Here is an 18479-nt window from a genome sequence, read left to right as displayed (position 1 = left end):
CAGACTGTTCTTAGGCAATCTATAGGCGGGGAAACTGCGTCGGGAAAATCCTGATTCGTTACACGTAGTTATGCCGAAAATCGGCAGCCTATATGGCTACCATATATTCTACGCGTGCTTGCGAATGCGCTTTCGGCCCTTCCCCACAGGGGGCAACCCCTGCACCGCGCGGATACGCTGCGTCATGGTTTCGTCGGCAACAAGCGTCGGGATATACCGTTCGCCACCGTCAATGCCCCTACGACGTAGAATGCGGCGCATGTCGCTTCGGGCACCGGGAATGTGCGCAACGGCGAACAACACCAAGCCGGAAAACCGCAGGCGGTCAACGTCGTCTATGTTGTTGAGCATGTCCAGATACTTTGCGGTCGCCATTTGCTCAAAATTCGGGAAGTAGAAGCGGGGTTGCGCCATGAGTTGTTCGGCCATCTTGTAGCTATAGCGCAGAAACTTCGTCGCCCCGGCTTTCTCGCACAGTTCGCAGATAAAGCTTTCGCCTGCACAACGCTCTTCGGTCAGAAGATATTGCGTGCATCCCGACAGATAAGCCGACACGAAATACATGTATCGGTCGAAAAGCACTTGCTCCACCACGTCGGGCGAATAGCAGCCGCGTCCAAGTATCATGTCTTCGGCCATGTCGAATAGGTCCGAAAGCCTGCTATGGGTGATTGCGTCGTGAACATACATGGCGGGGCGGTCCTTTCTTTAAGGGATCACAATCACAGCCGTCACAGTCACTCTCTCTGTTACTACTGTGACGGGGGGTATCTAGAGAGGGCTACCCATTGTGACTGTGACTAGTGTGATGGGGGGTATCTAGGAGGAAAGCCGGGGTGTCGGTCCATGCGGGCAAGGCATACTTCCCGTAGCCATGCCGGAAAACGCGCTGTGCCTTGACCATACGTTGCAGGGTTTGGCGCACGTTTTCGCCCGAAAGCCCGGTCGCTTCTTCCATTTCCTTCGGCGTGGTTGCGCCCTTGGTCATGGCGTCGATTAGGATTTTCTGCGTGTCGCCTGCGAAGGCTAGCTTCGGGTCGCCTTCGACCTGCCAACGGTGATCTTCAAACTTCACCGCAAGTTCAAATTCGGCAATGTCCCGGCCACGGGCATAGAGAATGCCGGTAGCTTCGCGGGGGCCACGCCCCAAAAGCATGATCGTATCGGCGACGCCGGTTAGGCCAAGTGTCGAACTTACGCGTTCTACGGGTTCGTCGGCTTGCGCCTTCCGGGTGTGCGTCACCACGACGATTGCCACGCGTTTTTCGCTGGCAAGGCGGTGCAGCGGCTTCAACGCGCTCACGTCGTGGTCATAGGCCGATTTGTTCCGCCCTGTGGGCACCGGCTTCACCATGGCGAGCGTGTCAATGACGATAAGCGAAGGGTTCGCCGCACCCTCAATCCAGTTCGCAACGTAGTCTACGCCGCCTTCGTCAAGGCGCGGCCATTCGGTCGCGTAGTCGAGGTTGTCGGGGAAGTCGCCCCCGCCTGTGATCCGACGAAAACGGTCCTGCAACCGGCGTTCGTTGTCTTCAAGGGCCAGCATCAACACGTCGCCGCGGTCGCATTGCTGCCCAAGCACGCAATCGCCGTCGGCTTTGGCGCGGGCAACATCAAGGGCGAACCAACTTTTCCCGACCTTGGGCACGCCCGCAAAAATGGTCAAACCTTCGGGCAGGACATTCGGCACGGCCCAACGGATCGCGGGGAAGTGCCGGTGTTGCAGGTCGCGGGCCGAACGTAGCAGCGACCGGCCCGGCTTTTCGTCCTGGCCCTGTGCCGGGGCCGTGGCGCGGGCTAGCTGCCCGGACAGGCCAGCGGCCAGTTGTCGCCCATGCTCCACCGCCTGCGTGCGTTCCTGCCGTTCCTGTGCGCCCCTGCGGGCGGCGCTGGCGTATTCCCGTGCCCACAGGCGTTCGGCCTTCTGTGCCCGCGTCTCACGGCCCTTCGGCGGAGCGTCCTGCACCAAGGGGCTTGCCATAACGATACGGCGCACCTGCGCTTCGTCGCTGGAAAAGAGGCACGCGGCGCAAATCAGGGCGAAGTATGCGGCTGACCAATCCGACACGCGGCCTTCGTAGTAGTCCCGGTTCGCGGCGCTTTCGCAGATGCGTTCGCGCAAGGTTTCGTCGGTGATCTGCGGCGCGGGGCATGGGTTTGGCGTTTCGCCCGCCCCTGTGTCCCGGTGTGGCCTGATTTCGGCGCACAGCGCGTCAACAAGTGGCTGGCATTCGGCAATCGGTGCGCTACGCACAACGTTGCCCGTAAACGTGAAGAACCGGCCCGACGAATAGACTTCGACGCCCAATGCGCTGTTGCGCACGCCGCCGTCGGATACCCTGCCCTTGGCGATAATATGCAGGCCACGCGCGGACGGCGAATGTTCTGCGTAGGTGTTGAACGCCCCGAAGATGCGTTGTTGCCCGTCGGACGGTCCCGAGCCTTCGGACACGTCAAGGTCAATACCAACGAACGGATCGCTATCGGTGAACACGAAGCCGACGCCTGCGCACCGCCCGGCTTCGGCTATTGTGCGGGCTTGGTCGAAGCTGCCCCATGTCGTAGGGTCGGACACGTCGGCTAGCTGCCCCGTGTGGGGATTGATCGGGCGTTTTGCTGCGTCGTGGCATACCCATTGAGGATACGACCGCAGTTCTTGGGGTATGTTCTCTAATGCGGTTTGCGCGGTCATGTCGTGCCTGTTCTTAGGCAGGGCTTAGGCAAGTAAATGCGCCCCTGCACTTATCTATGTTTTTCAGATAACTACGACGAAGAATGGCAGCGTATGGTGCTGCCATAGCGTCAAACGCGGAGTTTGCGCGCGGCGGTCAGTTCGGTGACAAGTTCGCGGATTTCGTCGTTGCTGCGACCGGCGATGCGGGCGGCAAGCACGGCGTTCACTTCGGACGCAGGCCACGCCGAAGACTTTTCGCCAAGTTTGATCGGTCGGGGGAACAGCCCTTCGGCCATCGCCTGATAGAGCGTCGGGCGGGCCATGCCGGTGACGGTGCAAACGGCGGGGGTTCGCAGAAGGGCGTTCGGGACAAGCTGCGCGGGGGTGAAGGTGGGGCCGGGCTTGCTAGCGTCGGTGGTCGGGGTGCTCATTGGTAGGTTCCTCACATGTCTATGGGGGCATGTGTGAAAATTGACCGAAACGCCGCGCCCTGAAAAAATGCCAACTGAAATGAAAAATCGGGGGTTAGTTGGTATTGCTATATTGGGCCGCTGCGTCCTTCGCGGGCTGACGCCAATTCGCCCGAATTCCATACAGTTCAAGGGCTTGCTTGACCGCCTGCCCGTATTTCGACGTTGGTTCGCCCGCATCGTTCTGTGACGTGCCCTTGCCGATGTTGCGCCCGGTCGCCACGAAAACGCGTGCTACGGCGCAGGCGATAACCCGCGCCCGTTCCCTACGGCCTTTGGTCGCGGGGTATGCGCGATTGTCTGTGAAATGCTCTGCGGCCTTGGCGCGCATCTGTAATTCGTCGCGCATGTCGCTAAGATCGGAACCGGGCACTTTGTCCAGTTCATCGGCGATGGCGCGCAGGTTCGTCGCTTCCTTCTTTGCCACCCCGGTTTCCGAACGTTCCGCTGCCCACAGCGCGAAGCCGAACAAGTCACCGAATGCAGTTTCAACGTCGGCGACTGTGCAACCGATGAATGCGGCAAGGTCTTCGTGCCTGCTATCGGTCATGCTGTTGCCTCACGAAGCTGAACCACGTTGGCGGTGGGTTCGTCGCCGTGGCAGAATCCGGCCCATGCGTTCATCATGGCGCGGCGTTGCTCTACAAGATCGGTGCGAAGGTAGGCTTGAAACACCTTGTCGCCTACGTTGTGGGCAAGAGCGATTTCGCTTTGGATATTGTCGAACCCACGCTGCGCGCAGTAGTCCTTGAAGGTGCTGCGGAAGCCATGGGGCACAGCCATTTTCGGTTGCGGGGCTTCGCTCGGGTCTTCCGGCTTGGTCAACACGTTGGGGTCAATCCATCCCTTCCGACCGGCACGTAATTCCGCATTGTGCATCCGCTCCAAGACCTTGCGGATACCTGCCGTGGAAAGTTCGCCACCACGCGGGGCGGGAAATACCAATGTCCTGCCATCCTTCTTACGGGGGCTAGCTTCGCGCGGCAGCCTGCGGAGCATTTCGACGGCGGCTTTCGGCAACGGCACACGGTGTTCGGGCAGGGGCTTTCCGTCCTTGTCGGTCTTCACCTTCATGTCGCGCGACGAAATCCGCCACGTCGGGCTATCGCCGTCTAGGTCGTGGAATTGGTCCCATGTCGCGTTGATAACGTTGTCCTGCCGCACGGCGCACAGGGCCAGAAGTTCTAGCGCCCGCGCCGCCATACCGTCGCGCTTCCGCAGTTCGCCGAACCATGCGGGCATATCTTCCAACGGCAATGCGGGGTGGTGGCTCTTTTCGGCTGCGCCTTGGTTGTCAATCCAGACCTTAAGCATACTAAGCGAAGACGGGTCGTCGGTTTCGCGCCAACCCTTATAGATCGCCCATTCAAAGACTTTCGACAGCCGCATACGAACGCGGCGGGCGGTTTCGGTCTTGGTTGCCCACAGGGGTTCCAGCACGCTTTCAATGTCGTTACGGCTAATCGCGCCAACGTCTATGTCACCAATCTTCGGCAGGGCATGGATTTCGATGCTGGCCCGCCAGTTGTGCCGGTGGCGTTCGCTCTTGAAACCCTGAACGCGCCCGCCCTTCGTATAGTCGTCCAACGCGTCGGCGAACGTTACGACCTTCCGCACGTCGGCGTTCGCCCGTGCCGCCTTCCGTTCTGCGACGGGGTTGCGACCTTCGGCGACGATCTTGCGGAGTTCGTGCGCTTTGTCCCGCGCTGCCTTCAACGTCAGGCCGGGTGCTTTATCGTTCGGCGCATAGGGGCCAAGGCCGGTGCAGGAAGTCTTGCTGTTCAACGTGAAGAAGAATTCCCATGACTTCGACACGCGTTCGACGCCTTGCTTGCTCTTGTGTTTGGTGACGCGAAGGAACAGCCCGCCGCCGTCGTTCAGGCGCATGACCGTCTTGCCCGGCTCTGGCCCTGTGATTGCCCGCACCGCCCTGTCGCTTAGCCGATAGATTTCCCGCATGTCCTAACCCTCTGCCTAATCTCTGCCTAAGAAATCTGGCAGAACTAGGCACCCATTTCAAGACGGTAGCAGACATGCTTGCTTATCAAGTAGCTGTGAACAAATGGTATTTTAGACGGCCTTAGATGCTGGCAGACATTGCATCGGTAGCCTCCTCCGCTACCAAACCCCTCCGAAAATCACGACAACCGAAATCCTTCCGCATCTGAGCGGCGCGTCGCGTGAGTTCGGCTGCCGCGCTCATCCTCCCTACCCATTCCAGACGGCCCAAACGGCCTCAAAAGCGGCGGCCGCCCCGCACAGCGCCCCCTCACCCGGCATAAGAAAAGGGCCACGCACAATGTGCATGGCCCTCTCGTTCGTCAGGTATGACGCGGCTCAGATGCCGGCGATCAGCCCCATGCTTTCCAGCTTCAGCACCACCTGATGGGCGCAGTTGTCGACATCGACATTCTCGGTCTCGACACGCAGCTCGGGGTTGGCGGGCACATCGTAGGGGTCGGAGATCCCGGTGAACTCCTTGATCTTGCCCTCACGCGCCAGCTTGTATAGCCCCTTGCGGTCACGACGCTCGCATTCCTCGATCGTGGTTGCGACATGCACCTCGATAAAGGCGCCGAACTGCTCGATATCCTCACGCACCGCACGGCGGGTGGCCGCGTAGGGCGCGATGGGCGCGCAGATCGCGATACCGCCGTTCTTGGTGATCTCGGACGCGACATAGCCGATGCGGCGGATGTTCAGGTCGCGGTGCTCTTTCGAGAAACCCAGCTCGGAGCTGAGGTTCTTCCGCACGATATCGCCGTCGAGCAGCGTCACCGGACGACCGCCCATCTCCATCAGCTTGGTCATCAGAGCGTTGGCGATGGTCGATTTGCCCGAGCCCGAGAAGCCGGTGAAGAACACGGTGAACCCCTGCTGCGAGCGCGGCGGCTTGGTCTTGCGCAGCTCGGCGACAACCTCGGGGAAAGAGAACCACTCGGGGATCTCGAGACCTTCCTGAAGACGACGCCGCAGCTCGGTGCCCGAGATGTTCAGGATGTTGACCTTGTCCTTGTCGGCGATCTCGTCGTTGGGCTCGTACTGGGCGCGCTCTTCCACATAGACCATGTGTTTGAACGGCACCATTTCGATGCCCATCTCTTCCTCGTGCTGCTTGAAGAGCTCCTGCGCGTCATAGGGACCGTAGAAATCTTCGCCTGCCGAGTTCTTGCCGGGGCCCGCGTGGTCGCGGCCGACGATGAAATGGGTCACGCCATAGTTCTTGCGGATCAGCCCGTGCCAGACCGCCTCGCGGGGGCCGGCCATGCGCATGGCGAGCGGCAGCAGCGACATGGTGGTGGTCGAGGCCGGGTACTTGTCGAGAACCGCCTCGTAGCAGCGCACGCGGGTGAAGTGATCGACATCGCCCGGTTTGGTCATGCCGACGACCGGGTGGATCAGCAGGTTGGCCTGGCTTTCACGCGCGGCGCGGAAGGTCAGCTCCTGGTGGGCGCGGTGTAGCGGGTTACGGGTCTGGAAGGCCACGACCTTGCGCCAGCCGAGCTTGCGAAAGGTGGCGCGCAGCTCGTTGGGCGTGTCGCGGCGGGCGCGGAAATCGTAATGCACCGGCTGCTGGATGCCGGTGATGGGACCGCCCAGATAGACCTTGCCGGCGGTGTTGTGCAGGTAGTTGACCGCCGGGTGCGCATCGTCGTCGGCACCAAAGACCTTTTCGGCCTCGCGCGATTTGTTCGGCACCCATTTGTCGGTGACGGTCATGGTGGCGAGGATCACGCCTTCCTGGTCGCGCAGGGCGATGTCCTGGTCGATCTCGATCTTTTCGGCAAAGGCTTCGCTCACGTCGAGCGTGATCGGCATCGGCCAGAGCGCGCCGTCGGCGAGGCGCATGTTCTCGACGACGCCGTCGTAGTCTTCCTCGCTCAGGAAGCCCTTGAGCGGGTGGAAACCGCCGTTCATCAGCAGCTCGAGATCGCAGATCTGGCGCGGGGTCAGGTCATGCGAGATAAGATCCCCCGCTTCGACCTTCAGCTTCTGGGCGCTGTCGTAGGAAACGAACAGCTCCGGAATGGGAGCAAGGTAGTTTTGCATCAATCTGTTCCTGTCAGTGGGTGGAATGTAGCTGCTGGCAGAGCCGGTCAGTTCTGCATGGAGCACCTGGTATTCCAGGAGTTTCCTCGCGAGGAACCGGTCCGTCAAACGGGCCTTTTCCGCCGCTCCGCGCGAGGTCAGCGTATAGGCGAAGCGCTGGCGCCGATCCGGCCCGGCACGTTCGCTGACTTTGATGAACCCGGCTTCGGCAGCGGCACGAAGTTGCGCATTGAGCCGCCCCAGAGAAACGCCGATCGCCGAGGAGATTTGCCGCTGCGACGCATCCGGCGACAGATCGAGCTGTCGCAGGAGATGGAAGAGCGGGCCTTCCTCATCCGTGATCGGTTTCGCACCAGGCGTTGACATAGCAAGCGACTCAAAGTGTGTTCACGAGTGAACGCATTGCACGAATGCTGCAACCGCGAAACCCCAAATCTCGCGCCCGGGCCGATTCCCGCCGACGTGGCGGTTATGCAACGGCGGCCTGCCCGGAGATCGGGCACCGCCAGCTCAGAAAAAAGGGCGCGCCCGCGGCACGCCCCTTTCGATCGACAGCATATCAGCTCGCCTCACCCGGCGACCGGCGTTTCGGCACCATAGCCCAGCGGCTCGGAGACATCCTTGCCCTCGTCGATGCCCTGCTCGGCCAGCCAGCGCTCGGCCTCAAGCGCGGCCATGCAGCCCATGCCGGCAGAGGTCACCGCCTGACGGTATTTGTGGTCGGTCAGATCGCCGGCGGCGAACACGCCAGGGATCGACGTCGCGGTGCTGTCGGGCTGGGTCTTCACATAGCCGCCCATATGGGTCTCCAGCACATCCTTGACCAGCTCGTTCGCCGGCGCGTGGCCGATGGCGACAAACACACCCTTGCACGGGATCTCGGTGATCGCGCCGGTGCGCACATCCTTGGCCCGCACGGCAGTCACGCCCTTGGGGCTGTCCTCGCCCACGACTTCCTCAAGCTGGTGATGCCAAAGCGGCACGATCTTTTCATGCTTGAGCAGCCGGTCTTGAAGGATCTTTTCCGCGCGCAGCTCGTCGCGGCGGTGGATCAGCGTCACCTTCGAGGCGAAATTGGTCAGGAACAGCGCCTCTTCCACGGCGGTGTTGCCGCCGCCGATCACCACGATCTCCTGCCCGCGATAGAAGAACCCGTCACAGGTGGCGCAGGCCGAGACACCAAAGCCCTTGTAGGCGTCTTCCGAAGGCAGCCCCAGCCATTTCGCCCGCGCGCCGGTGGCGAGGATCACCGCGTCGGCGGTGTAGGTCGTTCCACTGTCGCCATGCGCCACGAAGGGGCGCTTTTCGAGCTCCAGCTTGCTGATGATATCGCCGATGATCTCGGTGCCCATGGCGCGCGCATGCGCCTCCATGTTGACCATCAGCTCGGGGCCTTGAATCTCGGTCTGGCCGGGCCAGTTCTCCACCTCGGTGGTGGTGGTCAGCTGGCCGCCGGGCTCCAGACCCTGCACCAGAAGCGGCTCGAGCATCGCGCGGGAGGCATAGACCCCGGCGGTGTAACCGGCCGGGCCGGACCCGATGATAAGAACCTTGGTGTGGCGGGTGTCGGACATGGTGGTGCCTCGCAAGCAGTGACATTCGCGTTCCGCCCTGCATATAGCTACCGCACGGGGCGGCGCAAACCCCAGACGCAAACTGACGCGGCAAAACACCCATTGATTAACAATGTTTCGCGAATATGAAACATTATTGCGCAGCGCGCTGGGGGTGGTATAACAATCGCGAATTCACATGAGGGAAGACTATGCCTGGGAACCGGCTCGATCCGATCGACCGAAAGATTCTGGCCGAGCTGCAAGCCGACGGTCGCATGACCAATGTCGAACTTGCCAAACGTGTGGGCATCTCTGCCCCGCCCTGCCTGCGCCGTGTGCGCACCCTGGAGGAACAGGGTTTCATCCGTGGCTATCACGCCGATGTCGACCCGCGCGAGCTGGGATTCGAGGTGCAGGTCTTTGCCATGGTCGGGCTGCAAAGCCAGGCCGAGAGCGACCTGCGCGCCTTTGAGGAGCGCTGCCGCGCCTGGCCGCTGGTGCGCGAGTGTCACATGCTGAACGGCGAGGTGGATTTCATCCTGAAATGCGTCGCCCCCGATCTCTCGACCTTCCAGAGCTTCCTGACCGGAGAGCTGCTGACCGCCGAGAATGTCGGAAGCGTCAAGACATCGCTGGTGATCCGCGGCGCCAAGGACGAACCGGGCGTGCCTTTCGACGTGCTCGAAGAGCGGCTCAGCCGCTCCGCCTGAGCGGTCGGCTCACACCGCCGTCAGGCTCTCGATCACCTCGCGCGAGGTGCGGGTCATGGTGAGCTCGCCGAAATCCTGCACCGCGTCGATATTGGGGAACATCGAGAGGAAGAAGGCCCGGGTGTTGTCGCCGTTGATCTGCGACAGCGCCTTGCCCGGGTGATAGGATTCCATCTCGATCCCGCCGACTCGGATGGTCGCGTGCCGGCCCAGCATGACGTGGAAGAGCTGCACCGCCCCGCCGGGGCGGACGCGTACGATGCGGTCGCCATCGGCGAAATCGGACACTGGCACCAGAACCTTTTCCTGCCCGATCAGCGATTTCAGCCGCCCGCGCCGGAGCACCATGCGCGCGGCGGGACCGACCAGAACGTCGCCCATCGGGCGCCCCGGCCCAAACGCATCCGAGGTGATGCGCACCATAGAGGCCAGCGTGGTGGCATCCTCGTCGACACCGGGCACATAGGTCGTAGAGCCGATCCAGGTGACCGGCTGCGCGCCCTCGCTGGTTTCGAGATAATCGCCGGGCAGCAGATCCTCGATCGCCACCGGGCCGCGCACGGTCGGCATCAGCGTGCCGCGCGCAAAGGCAGTCGCGGCCTCTTCGAAGAGCGGCGAGGCCGGAGCGATATGGCTGTTGAAGGCGATTGAGAGATCCGGCGACAACGCGGCGACCTCGTATTTGCGCATGAGAGAAGAGGCGCGACGAGGTCGCCCGTCCCGAAGAGAACCGGCGTTACGGGAAATTTGCAGAGAAACCGCACGATCGACGGAACGGAAAGACTCGTGAAGGCTAGACATGTGAACACCCCTCGAAGGCTGGTCACATCCGTGTTGGCCCCCACCAACAACGACAGAAGGACATTGCGATTTCGTTGAACACGACTACGCCGCAATGCCCCGGATCTGTCAAAATTAAACCGGATTTGACCGATTTTTCGCGGTCAATCCGGCTCATTATCGAGGATTGTCAGGTATTTCTGAACGTTACCGCCACAATCCGCCGAATCTCTGGCGAATCGAGAGCGGTTTTCAGGTGCTTTTTCAGGCGCGCTTGAGAATCGCCGCCTGCCCCTTGCGGCGCGCGATCATCTCGGCACGGCGGGCACCGCGCGCGAAGGGCAGTGTCACCTCGGCGCTCTTGGCGTTGGCGACGACCGATTTGATGAAACGGCTTTGCTTGGTCATGGTCCTGCTCCTTGGTCTTTTTGCTTTTGCCTGTCAGCGCAGGTGCCCCCTGCGTGCCTGAGGAAAACCATGCTGCCGAATTGAGGCGGGTTTTTGACCAATGGAGGACAATTTCGGGCATCGCGCCCGTTTGTTTCCGAATCTCACCGATGTCAGAGGCGGATCACCGAGATCAGCCGCCCGTAATCGGCCTCTTTCTCATGGCAGGAGCGGCGATAGGAGAAAAACCGCTCCGGATCGGAATAGGTGCAGTGCCGCGTCCACTCCGCCTCGATCCCGGCCTCGCGCATCTTGTGCAGCCCGTAGCCCGGCAGATCGAAATGCAGCCGGTCCCCCGCCCCGCCAGCAAAGAACCGGGCGTTGCCGGGATCCTCGCCCATGAAATCGTCAAAGAATTCCGGCCCGACCTCATAGGCGCGCTGGCTGATCGCCGGGCCGATCACCGCCTTGATGTTTTCGCGCACGGCGCCGAGCGCCACCATCGCGGAAATCGTCTCGTCCAGCACCCCGTCGATGGCGCCGCGCCAGCCCGCATGGGCGGCGCCCACCACCCCGGCCTGCGCATCGGCGAACAGCACCGGCTGGCAATCCGCCGTCAGCACAGAAAGCGCCACGCCGGGCGTCGCTGTGACCAGCCCGTCGGCCTCGGGCACCGGGCCGTCATGCGGGCCATCAACCGTGACCACGCGGGCGGAATGGGTCTGATGCACATTGACCAGATGGCTGACCGGCACGTCCATCGCCTCGGCGACGCGGGCGCGGTTGATCGCCACGATCTCGGACTGATCCGACGAGCCGGCACCGCAGTTCAGCCCGGCGAACACCCCCGAGGAGGCGCCGCCCTTGCGGGTAAAGAACCCGTGCCGCAGCGGCGAGAGGCTTTGGGAGGTGATGATTTCCAGCATCATGTCAGCAATCCGGGCGGTGGCGTCGCACCTTCGGGGAAGAATCCGAGTGTCTTGAACAACGAACCCATTTCGGCGGGATGCGTCAACCGGCGATGTGCCGCGACATGGGACTCGAGCGCCGCGCCCGAGAGCTTCGCGGCCAGCGCGCGGGCGCGGTCGGTGATACCGAGGCGTTCGAGAAACAGCCCCTGCGGGGTGAGCTGCGTATGGGCGCAGGGGGCCGCTTCGGCCAGCGCGCCGAAATCCACATGCGCGGTCAGATCGGCCTCTCCCGGTGCCGCCAGCGGGTCGGCACGTTCATGCCGCCGCAGCGCCTGGAACGTATCGCCAAGGCTGCGCTCGGCGCCGTAATCGACGATCAGCGCCGCGCCGCCATGCGCGGCGATGCGGCGGCCCAGCTCTTCGGCGATTCCCTGCGCCGGGGCGCAGGTTTCGACCAGATCGCCCTCACTCGTATCCGCCAGCCGGGGCGCCAGCGCCGCCTGCGCCACCGGCTCGGTCAGCCCGAAGCGCAGCGCGCCGTCGCGCAGCCCCACGACACGCTCGGCCCAGGCATCGCCCGCGCGCAGGAATTGCCGGATCGGCAGCGCGTCGAAGAACTCGTTGGCGAGCAGGAAGAGCGGCGCCTCGGGCAGATCGGCGACGCTCTCGTGCCAGACCGGCATCAGCGGCCCCAGCCGCCGCCGCTGTTCGTCGCGCAGCCGCGGCGAGGTCTCGACCAGATGCAGCCGCGCCGCCTCCAGCATGCCGGGCACCCCGCGCATGGCGCGGGTGGCGTCGGCCATCAGCGTGCCCCGGCCCGGCCCCAGCTCGGCCAGCACAAAGGTTTCGGGCCGGCCCTGATCCATCCAGCATTGCGCCAGACAGAGCCCCAGCAGCTCGCCGAACATCTGGCTGACCTCGGGCGCGGTGATGAAATCGCCCGCCGCGCCGAGCGGATCGCGGGTCGGATAGTAGCCGTACTGCGGATGCATGAGGCAGAGCGACATGTATTCCGCGATGCTCATCGGCCCCTCGGCGGCGATGCGCTTGTGCAGGATCTCCTCCAGCGGGGTCATGTCCGGCGCCCTGCCCTGATGGCCAGCCACAGGCCGATGACGATCATCGGCAGCGACAGGATCTGCCCCATGGTGAGCCCGTAGCCGTTCACATGCCAGGCCAGCCCCAGCGGATTGCCCGGCGAGACGAATTGCGCGTCGGGCTGGCGCACCAGCTCGACCAGCACCCGGGCGATGCCGTAGCCGGCAAAGAAAATGCCGGCGATCCTGCCCGGCCGTTTCAGAGCCCCACGGAAGAAGGCCAGCCAGATCAGCAGCCCGCCCAGCAGCAGCCCCTCGAGCCCCGCCTCATAGAGTTGCGAGGGGTGGCGGGCGCATTCAGCGACCAGCGCCTGCCCGCACTCCTGCGCCGCCGCACCGGGAAATATCACCCCCCAGGGCAGATCGGTGGGCCGGCCCCAGAGCTCGGCATTGACGAAATTGGCGATCCGCCCCAGCAGCAGACCGGGCGGCACCGCGAGCGCCATCATGTCGGCGGTGGGCATCAGCGGAATGCGGTTCCTGAGGCAGAAGCCCAGCACCGCGAGGATCACGCCCAAGAGCCCGCCATGGAAGGACATACCGCCGTGCCAGACCATCAGGATCTCGGCCGGGTGGGCGAGGTAATAGGCCGGCTGGTAGAACAGCACGAAACCGAGCCGCCCGCCGAGGATGATGCCGAGAATCACCCAGGTCATGAGCTGCTCGACCTGCGCCGCGCTCATCGGCGGGGTGTCGTTGCGCCAGAGCACGCTGCGCTTCACCGCTGCCGCCGCCAGCTGCCAGCCGATCAGGATGCCGGCGATATAGGCCAGCGCGTACCAGCGCAGGGCAAATTCGAAGCCCCCGATGGAGATCGAGAACAGCTCGGAGGAGAGCGGCGGAAAGGGAATGGCGGCTTTCATGGGCGCATCAGTGCCGTGGCTTTCGCGGGGAAGTCAACCTTGAGGCCGGAGCGGTTGCGGCCCATATAGGAAGGGAGTTCAGGATCAGGAGTCTCCCATGCAGACGCGCAACAAGGTATTCGACGACATCTCGCAGCTGATGACCAACGCGATGGGCGTGGCGCAGGGTGCCAAGGACGAGGCGGAGACGGCGATGAAGTCGATGATCGACCGCTGGCTGGCCGATCGCGATTTCGTCACCCGCGAAGAGTTCGACGCGGTGCGCGCCATGGCGCAGAAGGCGCGCGAGGAGAACGAAGCGCTGAAAGCGCGGCTCGACGCGCTGGAGAAGGGCGCGGAGTAAACGGGCGAGACGGCTCCGGGTGCGGTGGGCCAATTGCCCACCCTACGTCCGAGCGACGCCCTGGCGCGGAATCAAGGCGCGCAGCGCCGCAGCGCCATCGCCGGCCCGCCCCCCCGGGCTGGCGATTTGGTGACGTTGACACCGTGTGTCGAGGTCTTTCGGATTTGGCCGGAATAAATCGAGAGGTTCGGTCTGCCGGATCGCCATCCCGCGGCCCGGCGATGGCGCGGCTACGCCAAACGTTGCGACCATGGTGGGCACTCTGCCCACCGCTCCTCCTCACCCCACACCGCCCTTGCGTGACAGGCCCCTCGGCGCTATACGCCCCCGGTGGCTTTGCGCCACCGATTCAAAACACCAAGAAACGCCGTGTTTGGCCCAGTCGCTTCGGGGGCCATATCCGGCAATGGAGAAGCGACATGAAACTCAACGAACTTCGCGACAACGCGGGCGCAACCCGCTCGAAGAAACGCATCGGCCGTGGCCCGGGCTCGGGCAAGGGCAAGATGGGTGGCCGTGGTATCAAAGGTCAGAAATCCCGCTCGGGTGTGGCCATCAACGGCTACGAAGGCGGCCAGATGCCGCTCTACCAGCGTCTGCCCAAGCGCGGCTTCACCAAGCCGAACCGCAAGAGCTACGCTGTGGTCAACCTCGGCCTGATCCAGAAATTCGTCGATGCGGGCAAGCTCGACGCCGGCAGCATCACCGAAGAGACCCTGATCTCCTCGGGTCTCGTGCGCCGCAAGCTCGACGGCATCCGCGTGCTGGCCAAGGGCGAAGTGACCTCGGCCCTGACCATCGAAACCACCGGCGCGTCGAAATCGGCGGTCGAGGCGGTCGAGAAAGCCGGCGGCGCTCTGAAAGTCACGGCAGCGGCAGCCGCCGAATAAGCGGGTTGTGAGCGGCAAGCGTGCCGCTTACATAAGGCCCCACGTTTTCCACGAACGCCGCCGGAGCCGGAAAGCGCTTCCGGCGGCGTTTTCGCCTCAGAGAGGACCCGCATGGCATCCGCTGTGGAACAAATGGCCGCCAACACCAGCTGGGCGGCACTGGGCAAGGCTACCGACCTTCGCAACCGCATTCTCTTTACCCTCGGCCTGCTGATCGTCTACCGGCTGGGAACCTATATTCCCGTCCCCGGCATCGACGGCGCCGCGCTGCGTCAGTTCATGGAACAGGCCGGGCAAGGCATCGGCGGCATGGTCTCGATGTTCACCGGCGGTGCGCTGGGACGGATGGGGATCTTTGCCCTCGGCATCATGCCCTATATCTCCGCCTCGATCATCGTGCAGCTCCTGACGGCCATGGTGCCGGCGCTGGAGCAGCTCAAGAAAGAGGGCGAACAGGGCCGCAAGAAGATCAACCAGTACACCCGCTACGGCACGGTGGCACTGGCGCTGTTCCAGGCCTATGGCCTCGCAGTGAGCCTTGAGGCGGGCGATCTTGCCCACGATCCGGGCTGGTATTTCCGCGCCGCCGTGGTGATCACCCTCGTCGGCGGCACCATGTTCCTGATGTGGCTGGGCGAGCAGATCACCGCCCGCGGCATCGGCAACGGAATCTCTCTGATCATCTTTGTCGGCATCGTCGCCGAGATCCCGGCAGCGCTGGCGCAGTTCTTCGCCTCGGGCCGCTCCGGCGCCATCAGCCCGGCGGTGATCCTGGGGGCGATCCTCATGGTGATCGCGGTGATCATGTTCGTGGTCTTCATGGAGCGTGCCCTGCGCAAGATCACCATCCAGTATCCGCGCCGCCAGGTCGGCATGAAGATGACCGAGGCGCAGCAATCGCACCTGCCGGTCAAGGTGAACCCGGCGGGCGTGATCCCGGCGATCTTCGCCTCTTCGCTGCTGCTGCTGCCCACGACCATCGCGACCTTCAGCCAGGCCGGCTCCACCGGTCCGATCATGTCGACGGTGCTGGCTTATTTCGGGCCGGGGCAGCCGCTCTACCTGCTGTTCTTCGCCTCGATGATCGTGTTCTTCGCCTATTTCTACACGTTCAACGTGTCGTTCAAACCCGATGACGTGGCGGACAACCTGAAGAACCAGAACGGCTTTATCCCCGGCATCCGTCCGGGCAAGAAAACCGCCGATCATCTGGAATACGTGGTCAACCGGGTGCTGGTGCTGGGCTCGGCCTATCTCGCGGCGGTCTGTCTTCTGCCCGAGATCCTGCGCTCGCAATACGCGATCCCGTTCTATTTCGGCGGGACATCGGTACTCATTGTGGTATCGGTGACAATGGACACCATCCAGCAGGTCCAGAGTCATCTGCTGGCACACCAATACGAAGGTCTTATTCAGAAGTCGCAGCTCCGCGGCAAGAGTAAGACGCGCAAGCGGAGGGGGCCTGCACGGCGATGAACATTATACTTCTTGGACCGCCCGGCGCGGGCAAAGGCACTCAGGCACGCATTCTCGTCGAAGAGCGGGGCATGACCCAGCTCTCCACCGGCGACATGCTGCGTGAGGCCAAGGACAGCGGCACCGAGATGGGCAAGAAGGTCGCAGAGGTCATGGCCCGCGGCGAGCTCGTCACCGACGAGATCGTCATCGGCCTGATCCGTGAAAAGCTCGAAGCCGGCGGCTCCGGCTTCATCTTCGACGGCTTCCCGCGCACGCTGAAACAGGCCGACGCGCTGGCGGAGCTGCTCGCCGATATGGGCCAGACGCTCGACAAGGTGGTCGAGCTGCGGGTCAATGACGAGGCGCTGGTGGAGCGCATCACCGCGCGCTCGACCTGCGGCGATTGCGGCGAAGTCTATAACGACATCACCAAGCCGATCCCGGCGGATGGAAAATGCTCCAACTGCGGCGGCACCGAGTTCAAGCGCCGCGCGGACGACAATGCCGACAGCCTCAAGAAGCGTCTGATGGAATATTACAAGCAGACCTCGCCACTGATCGGCTATTACTACGCCAAGGGCCAGCATTGCCGCGTCGACGGGCTGGGCGAGATCGACGACGTCAAGACGGCGATTGCCGGCAAGCTTGACGGCTGAGCCCGAGCGCGGCCCCAACAGTCAAGAGATCGAAGAGCGGGCCCGGTGTCCGCTCTTCTCATTCCAGGCTGCTCGCTCCGCCCAACTCACCCGCGCGCGGAGGCCACCTTCCCGATGCGGTTGAAGGCGAGCAGCACCCCGCCCTCGCCTTCGGCGAACTGCGTCGCGAGAAAGGCGCTGTCCTCGGGCGACAGGCTTGCATAGCCCATCGACCAGCCCAGAAAGCCGCGCTCGGCAACGGTGCGGCGCATACGCAGCACCACGTCGAAATGGCGCAGATCCCGCGCGATCCGCAGGAACAGGCGTTCGACGATCTCTCGCGGCCCTTCGAGCACCTGACAGAATCCGTCCTCGTCGCGCAGCAGGTACCCCGTCACCCCCTCCCGGGCGTTGTGGGTCATCGCTTCCCGAAGGACGTCGATATCCGAGGCATGCCCGCGCGGATGGCGCGAAGCGCTTGTATATAGAAGCTGAGTGATCATATTGGCCTTACGACGCGCGCGGCGTCCGGGTCGGGTGTCGGTCTGGATACTTGCTGTTCATGAGGGACCAAACGCCAGGGCATTGCAAGCGGTTCCCATAATCCCCTTGACCCGCGTTCCGAATCCTCATACCCACCCGCATCTCTAACCGAGAATCAGACATGCGGAGCGGGTCGCTCCCCCTCCGCAGATCACCTCATCAGCGGACAGCCCGAAGGCGGAACGGCTTTCGGGCTCATGTTGTGAAAAAAGGTTCTGGTGCTACGGAACCGCAACGAAAGGAACAGAGACTTGGCACGTATTGCCGGCGTCAATATCCCGACCAACAAACGGGTACCTATCGCCCTCACCTATATCACCGGTATCGGCCACACCTCGGCCAAATCCATCTGTGAAGCCGTGAACATCGAGCCGTCGCGCCGCGTGAACGAGCTGTCCGATGCCGAAGTGCTTGCCATCCGCGAGCATATCGACGCCAACTTCACCGTCGAAGGCGACCTTCGCCGTGAGACGCAGATGAATATCAAGCGTCTGATGGACCTCGGCTGCTACCGCGGTCTGCGTCACCGTCGCAACCTCCCCGTGCGCGGTCAGCGCACCCACACCAACGCCCGCACCCGCAAGGGCCCGGCGAAGCCGATTGCCGGCAAGAAGAAGTAAGGGAGGCACTCAGATATGGCACGTGATACCCGTCGCGGAGGCAAGAAGAAGGTCTCCAAGAACATCGCCGCCGGTGTGGCGCATGTGAACTCGTCCTTCAACAACACCAAGATCCTGATCTCGGATGTGCAGGGCAACGCGATCTCCTGGTCGTCCGCCGGCACCATGGGCTTCAAGGGCTCGCGGAAATCGACCCCCTACGCCGCTCAGCTGGCCGCGGAAGACGCGGGCAAGAAGGCGCAGGAACACGGCGTGAAAACGCTCGAAGTCGAAGTTCAGGGCCCCGGCTCGGGCCGTGAATCGGCCCTGCGCGCTCTGGCCGCAGTCGGCTTCAACATCACGTCGATCCGCGACGTGACGCCGATCGCCCATAACGGCTGCCGCCCGCCGAAGCGCCGCCGCGTCTGATCGCATCACTTTTCAAGGTGGGGCCCTGCCATTGAGCGGGGCCCTGCCTTCGTCATTTCAACCTCGGGCGTCTGCGCCTTTTGG

At 63.2% G+C, this 18479-nt stretch carries 20 protein-coding genes; 7 read left to right on the top strand and 13 right to left on the bottom strand.

Annotated features, from left to right (window positions below; all coding sequences use genetic code 11):
* Positions 1 to 108 precede the first annotated feature (108 nt).
* The 7 genes from I6N89_RS20480 to trxB form a co-directional block, all read right to left on the bottom strand.
* Complete coding sequence (locus tag I6N89_RS20480) at positions 109 to 690, bottom strand: hypothetical protein (RefSeq protein WP_207020280.1); 582 nt, start codon at positions 688 to 690, stop codon at positions 109 to 111.
* 91 nt (positions 691 to 781) lie between these two features.
* The gene (locus I6N89_RS20475; protein ID WP_207020279.1) at positions 782 to 2692 is read right to left on the bottom strand and encodes an AAA family ATPase; all 1911 of its coding nucleotides are present in this window, start codon (positions 2690 to 2692) and stop codon (positions 782 to 784) included.
* Between the two features lie 110 nt (positions 2693 to 2802).
* Positions 2803 to 3105 carry a helix-turn-helix transcriptional regulator gene (locus I6N89_RS20470; protein ID WP_207020278.1) on the bottom strand — a complete coding sequence of 101 codons (303 nt, stop codon included), beginning with the start codon at positions 3103 to 3105 and terminating at the stop codon, positions 2803 to 2805.
* Positions 3106 to 3199: 94 nt separating this feature from the next.
* A complete protein-coding gene (locus tag I6N89_RS20465) occupies positions 3200 to 3694 on the bottom strand; it encodes a hypothetical protein (protein WP_207020277.1) in 495 nt (164 codons plus the stop codon).
* Positions 3691 to 5103, bottom strand: coding sequence for a tyrosine-type recombinase/integrase (locus I6N89_RS20460; protein ID WP_207020276.1), 1413 nt, complete (start codon positions 5101 to 5103; stop codon positions 3691 to 3693). Before I6N89_RS20460 ends, I6N89_RS20465 begins: the two co-directional genes overlap by 4 nt.
* A 378-nt stretch (positions 5104 to 5481) precedes the next feature.
* Positions 5482 to 7560: a bifunctional sulfate adenylyltransferase/adenylylsulfate kinase gene (locus I6N89_RS20455; RefSeq protein ID WP_207020275.1), complete on the bottom strand. Its 2079-nt coding sequence runs from the start codon at positions 7558 to 7560 to the stop codon at positions 5482 to 5484.
* 203 nt (positions 7561 to 7763) lie between these two features.
* Positions 7764 to 8768, bottom strand: a complete 1005-nt coding sequence (trxB, locus tag I6N89_RS20450) for a thioredoxin-disulfide reductase (protein WP_207020274.1) — start codon at positions 8766 to 8768, stop codon at positions 7764 to 7766.
* Between the two features lie 191 nt (positions 8769 to 8959).
* Between trxB and I6N89_RS20445 the strand changes: the two genes are divergently transcribed.
* Positions 8960 to 9460 (top strand): Lrp/AsnC family transcriptional regulator, encoded by a 501-nt coding sequence (locus I6N89_RS20445; RefSeq protein ID WP_076696667.1) that lies wholly within the window; start codon positions 8960 to 8962, stop codon positions 9458 to 9460.
* A 9-nt stretch (positions 9461 to 9469) separates the two neighbouring features.
* Here the strand turns inward: I6N89_RS20445 and I6N89_RS20440 are convergent, their stop codons facing one another.
* From I6N89_RS20440 to lgt, 5 genes are all read right to left on the bottom strand, one after another.
* Positions 9470 to 10150: a Hint domain-containing protein gene (locus I6N89_RS20440; RefSeq protein WP_207020273.1), complete on the bottom strand. Its 681-nt coding sequence runs from the start codon at positions 10148 to 10150 to the stop codon at positions 9470 to 9472.
* Positions 10151 to 10504: 354 nt separating this feature from the next.
* A complete protein-coding gene (locus I6N89_RS20435) occupies positions 10505 to 10648 on the bottom strand; it encodes a hypothetical protein (protein ID WP_207020272.1) in 144 nt (47 codons plus the stop codon).
* A gap of 152 nt (positions 10649 to 10800) precedes the next feature.
* Positions 10801 to 11556: a peptidoglycan editing factor PgeF gene (gene pgeF, locus I6N89_RS20430; RefSeq protein ID WP_207020271.1), complete on the bottom strand. Its 756-nt coding sequence runs from the start codon at positions 11554 to 11556 to the stop codon at positions 10801 to 10803.
* The gene (locus I6N89_RS20425; RefSeq protein WP_207020270.1) at positions 11553 to 12614 is read right to left on the bottom strand and encodes a class I SAM-dependent methyltransferase; all 1062 of its coding nucleotides are present in this window, start codon (positions 12612 to 12614) and stop codon (positions 11553 to 11555) included. Before I6N89_RS20425 ends, pgeF begins: the two co-directional genes overlap by 4 nt.
* Positions 12611 to 13498, bottom strand: coding sequence for a prolipoprotein diacylglyceryl transferase (lgt, locus tag I6N89_RS20420; RefSeq protein WP_207020269.1), 888 nt, complete (start codon positions 13496 to 13498; stop codon positions 12611 to 12613). Before lgt ends, I6N89_RS20425 begins: the two co-directional genes overlap by 4 nt.
* A gap of 97 nt (positions 13499 to 13595) precedes the next feature.
* Between lgt and I6N89_RS20415 the strand changes: the two genes are divergently transcribed.
* The 4 genes from I6N89_RS20415 (at position 13596) to I6N89_RS20400 (ending at position 16845) form a co-directional block, all read left to right on the top strand.
* Positions 13596 to 13841, top strand: coding sequence for an accessory factor UbiK family protein (locus I6N89_RS20415; RefSeq protein ID WP_076696675.1), 246 nt, complete (start codon positions 13596 to 13598; stop codon positions 13839 to 13841).
* Between the two features lie 419 nt (positions 13842 to 14260).
* Entirely contained in the window at positions 14261 to 14731 is a 471-nt protein-coding gene (gene rplO, locus I6N89_RS20410) for a 50S ribosomal protein L15 (protein ID WP_076696677.1), read from the top strand.
* Between the two features lie 111 nt (positions 14732 to 14842).
* The gene (gene secY, locus I6N89_RS20405) at positions 14843 to 16207 is read left to right on the top strand and encodes a preprotein translocase subunit SecY (RefSeq protein ID WP_207020268.1); all 1365 of its coding nucleotides are present in this window, start codon (positions 14843 to 14845) and stop codon (positions 16205 to 16207) included.
* On the top strand, positions 16204 to 16845 hold the full coding sequence (locus tag I6N89_RS20400; protein WP_207020267.1) for an adenylate kinase: 642 nt from the start codon (positions 16204 to 16206) through the stop codon (positions 16843 to 16845). Before secY ends, I6N89_RS20400 begins: the two co-directional genes overlap by 4 nt.
* 86 nt (positions 16846 to 16931) lie before the next feature.
* Here the strand turns inward: I6N89_RS20400 and I6N89_RS20395 are convergent, their stop codons facing one another.
* Positions 16932 to 17327 (bottom strand): BLUF domain-containing protein, encoded by a 396-nt coding sequence (locus I6N89_RS20395; protein WP_207020266.1) that lies wholly within the window; start codon positions 17325 to 17327, stop codon positions 16932 to 16934.
* A 291-nt stretch (positions 17328 to 17618) separates the two neighbouring features.
* Here I6N89_RS20395 and rpsM point away from each other — a divergent pair, with 291 nt between their 5' ends.
* Positions 17619 to 17987 carry a 30S ribosomal protein S13 gene (gene rpsM, locus I6N89_RS20390; protein ID WP_076696687.1) on the top strand — a complete coding sequence of 123 codons (369 nt, stop codon included), beginning with the start codon at positions 17619 to 17621 and terminating at the stop codon, positions 17985 to 17987.
* 15 nt (positions 17988 to 18002) lie between these two features.
* The gene (rpsK, locus tag I6N89_RS20385) at positions 18003 to 18395 is read left to right on the top strand and encodes a 30S ribosomal protein S11 (protein ID WP_076696689.1); all 393 of its coding nucleotides are present in this window, start codon (positions 18003 to 18005) and stop codon (positions 18393 to 18395) included.
* Positions 18396 to 18479 lie beyond the last annotated feature (84 nt).

This window comes from Salipiger abyssi, assembly GCF_017311415.1.
In the GTDB taxonomy this organism is placed as follows: Bacteria; Pseudomonadota; Alphaproteobacteria; order Rhodobacterales; family Rhodobacteraceae; genus Salipiger; species Salipiger abyssi_A.
This window is presented reverse-complemented; position numbering and strand designations above follow the sequence as displayed.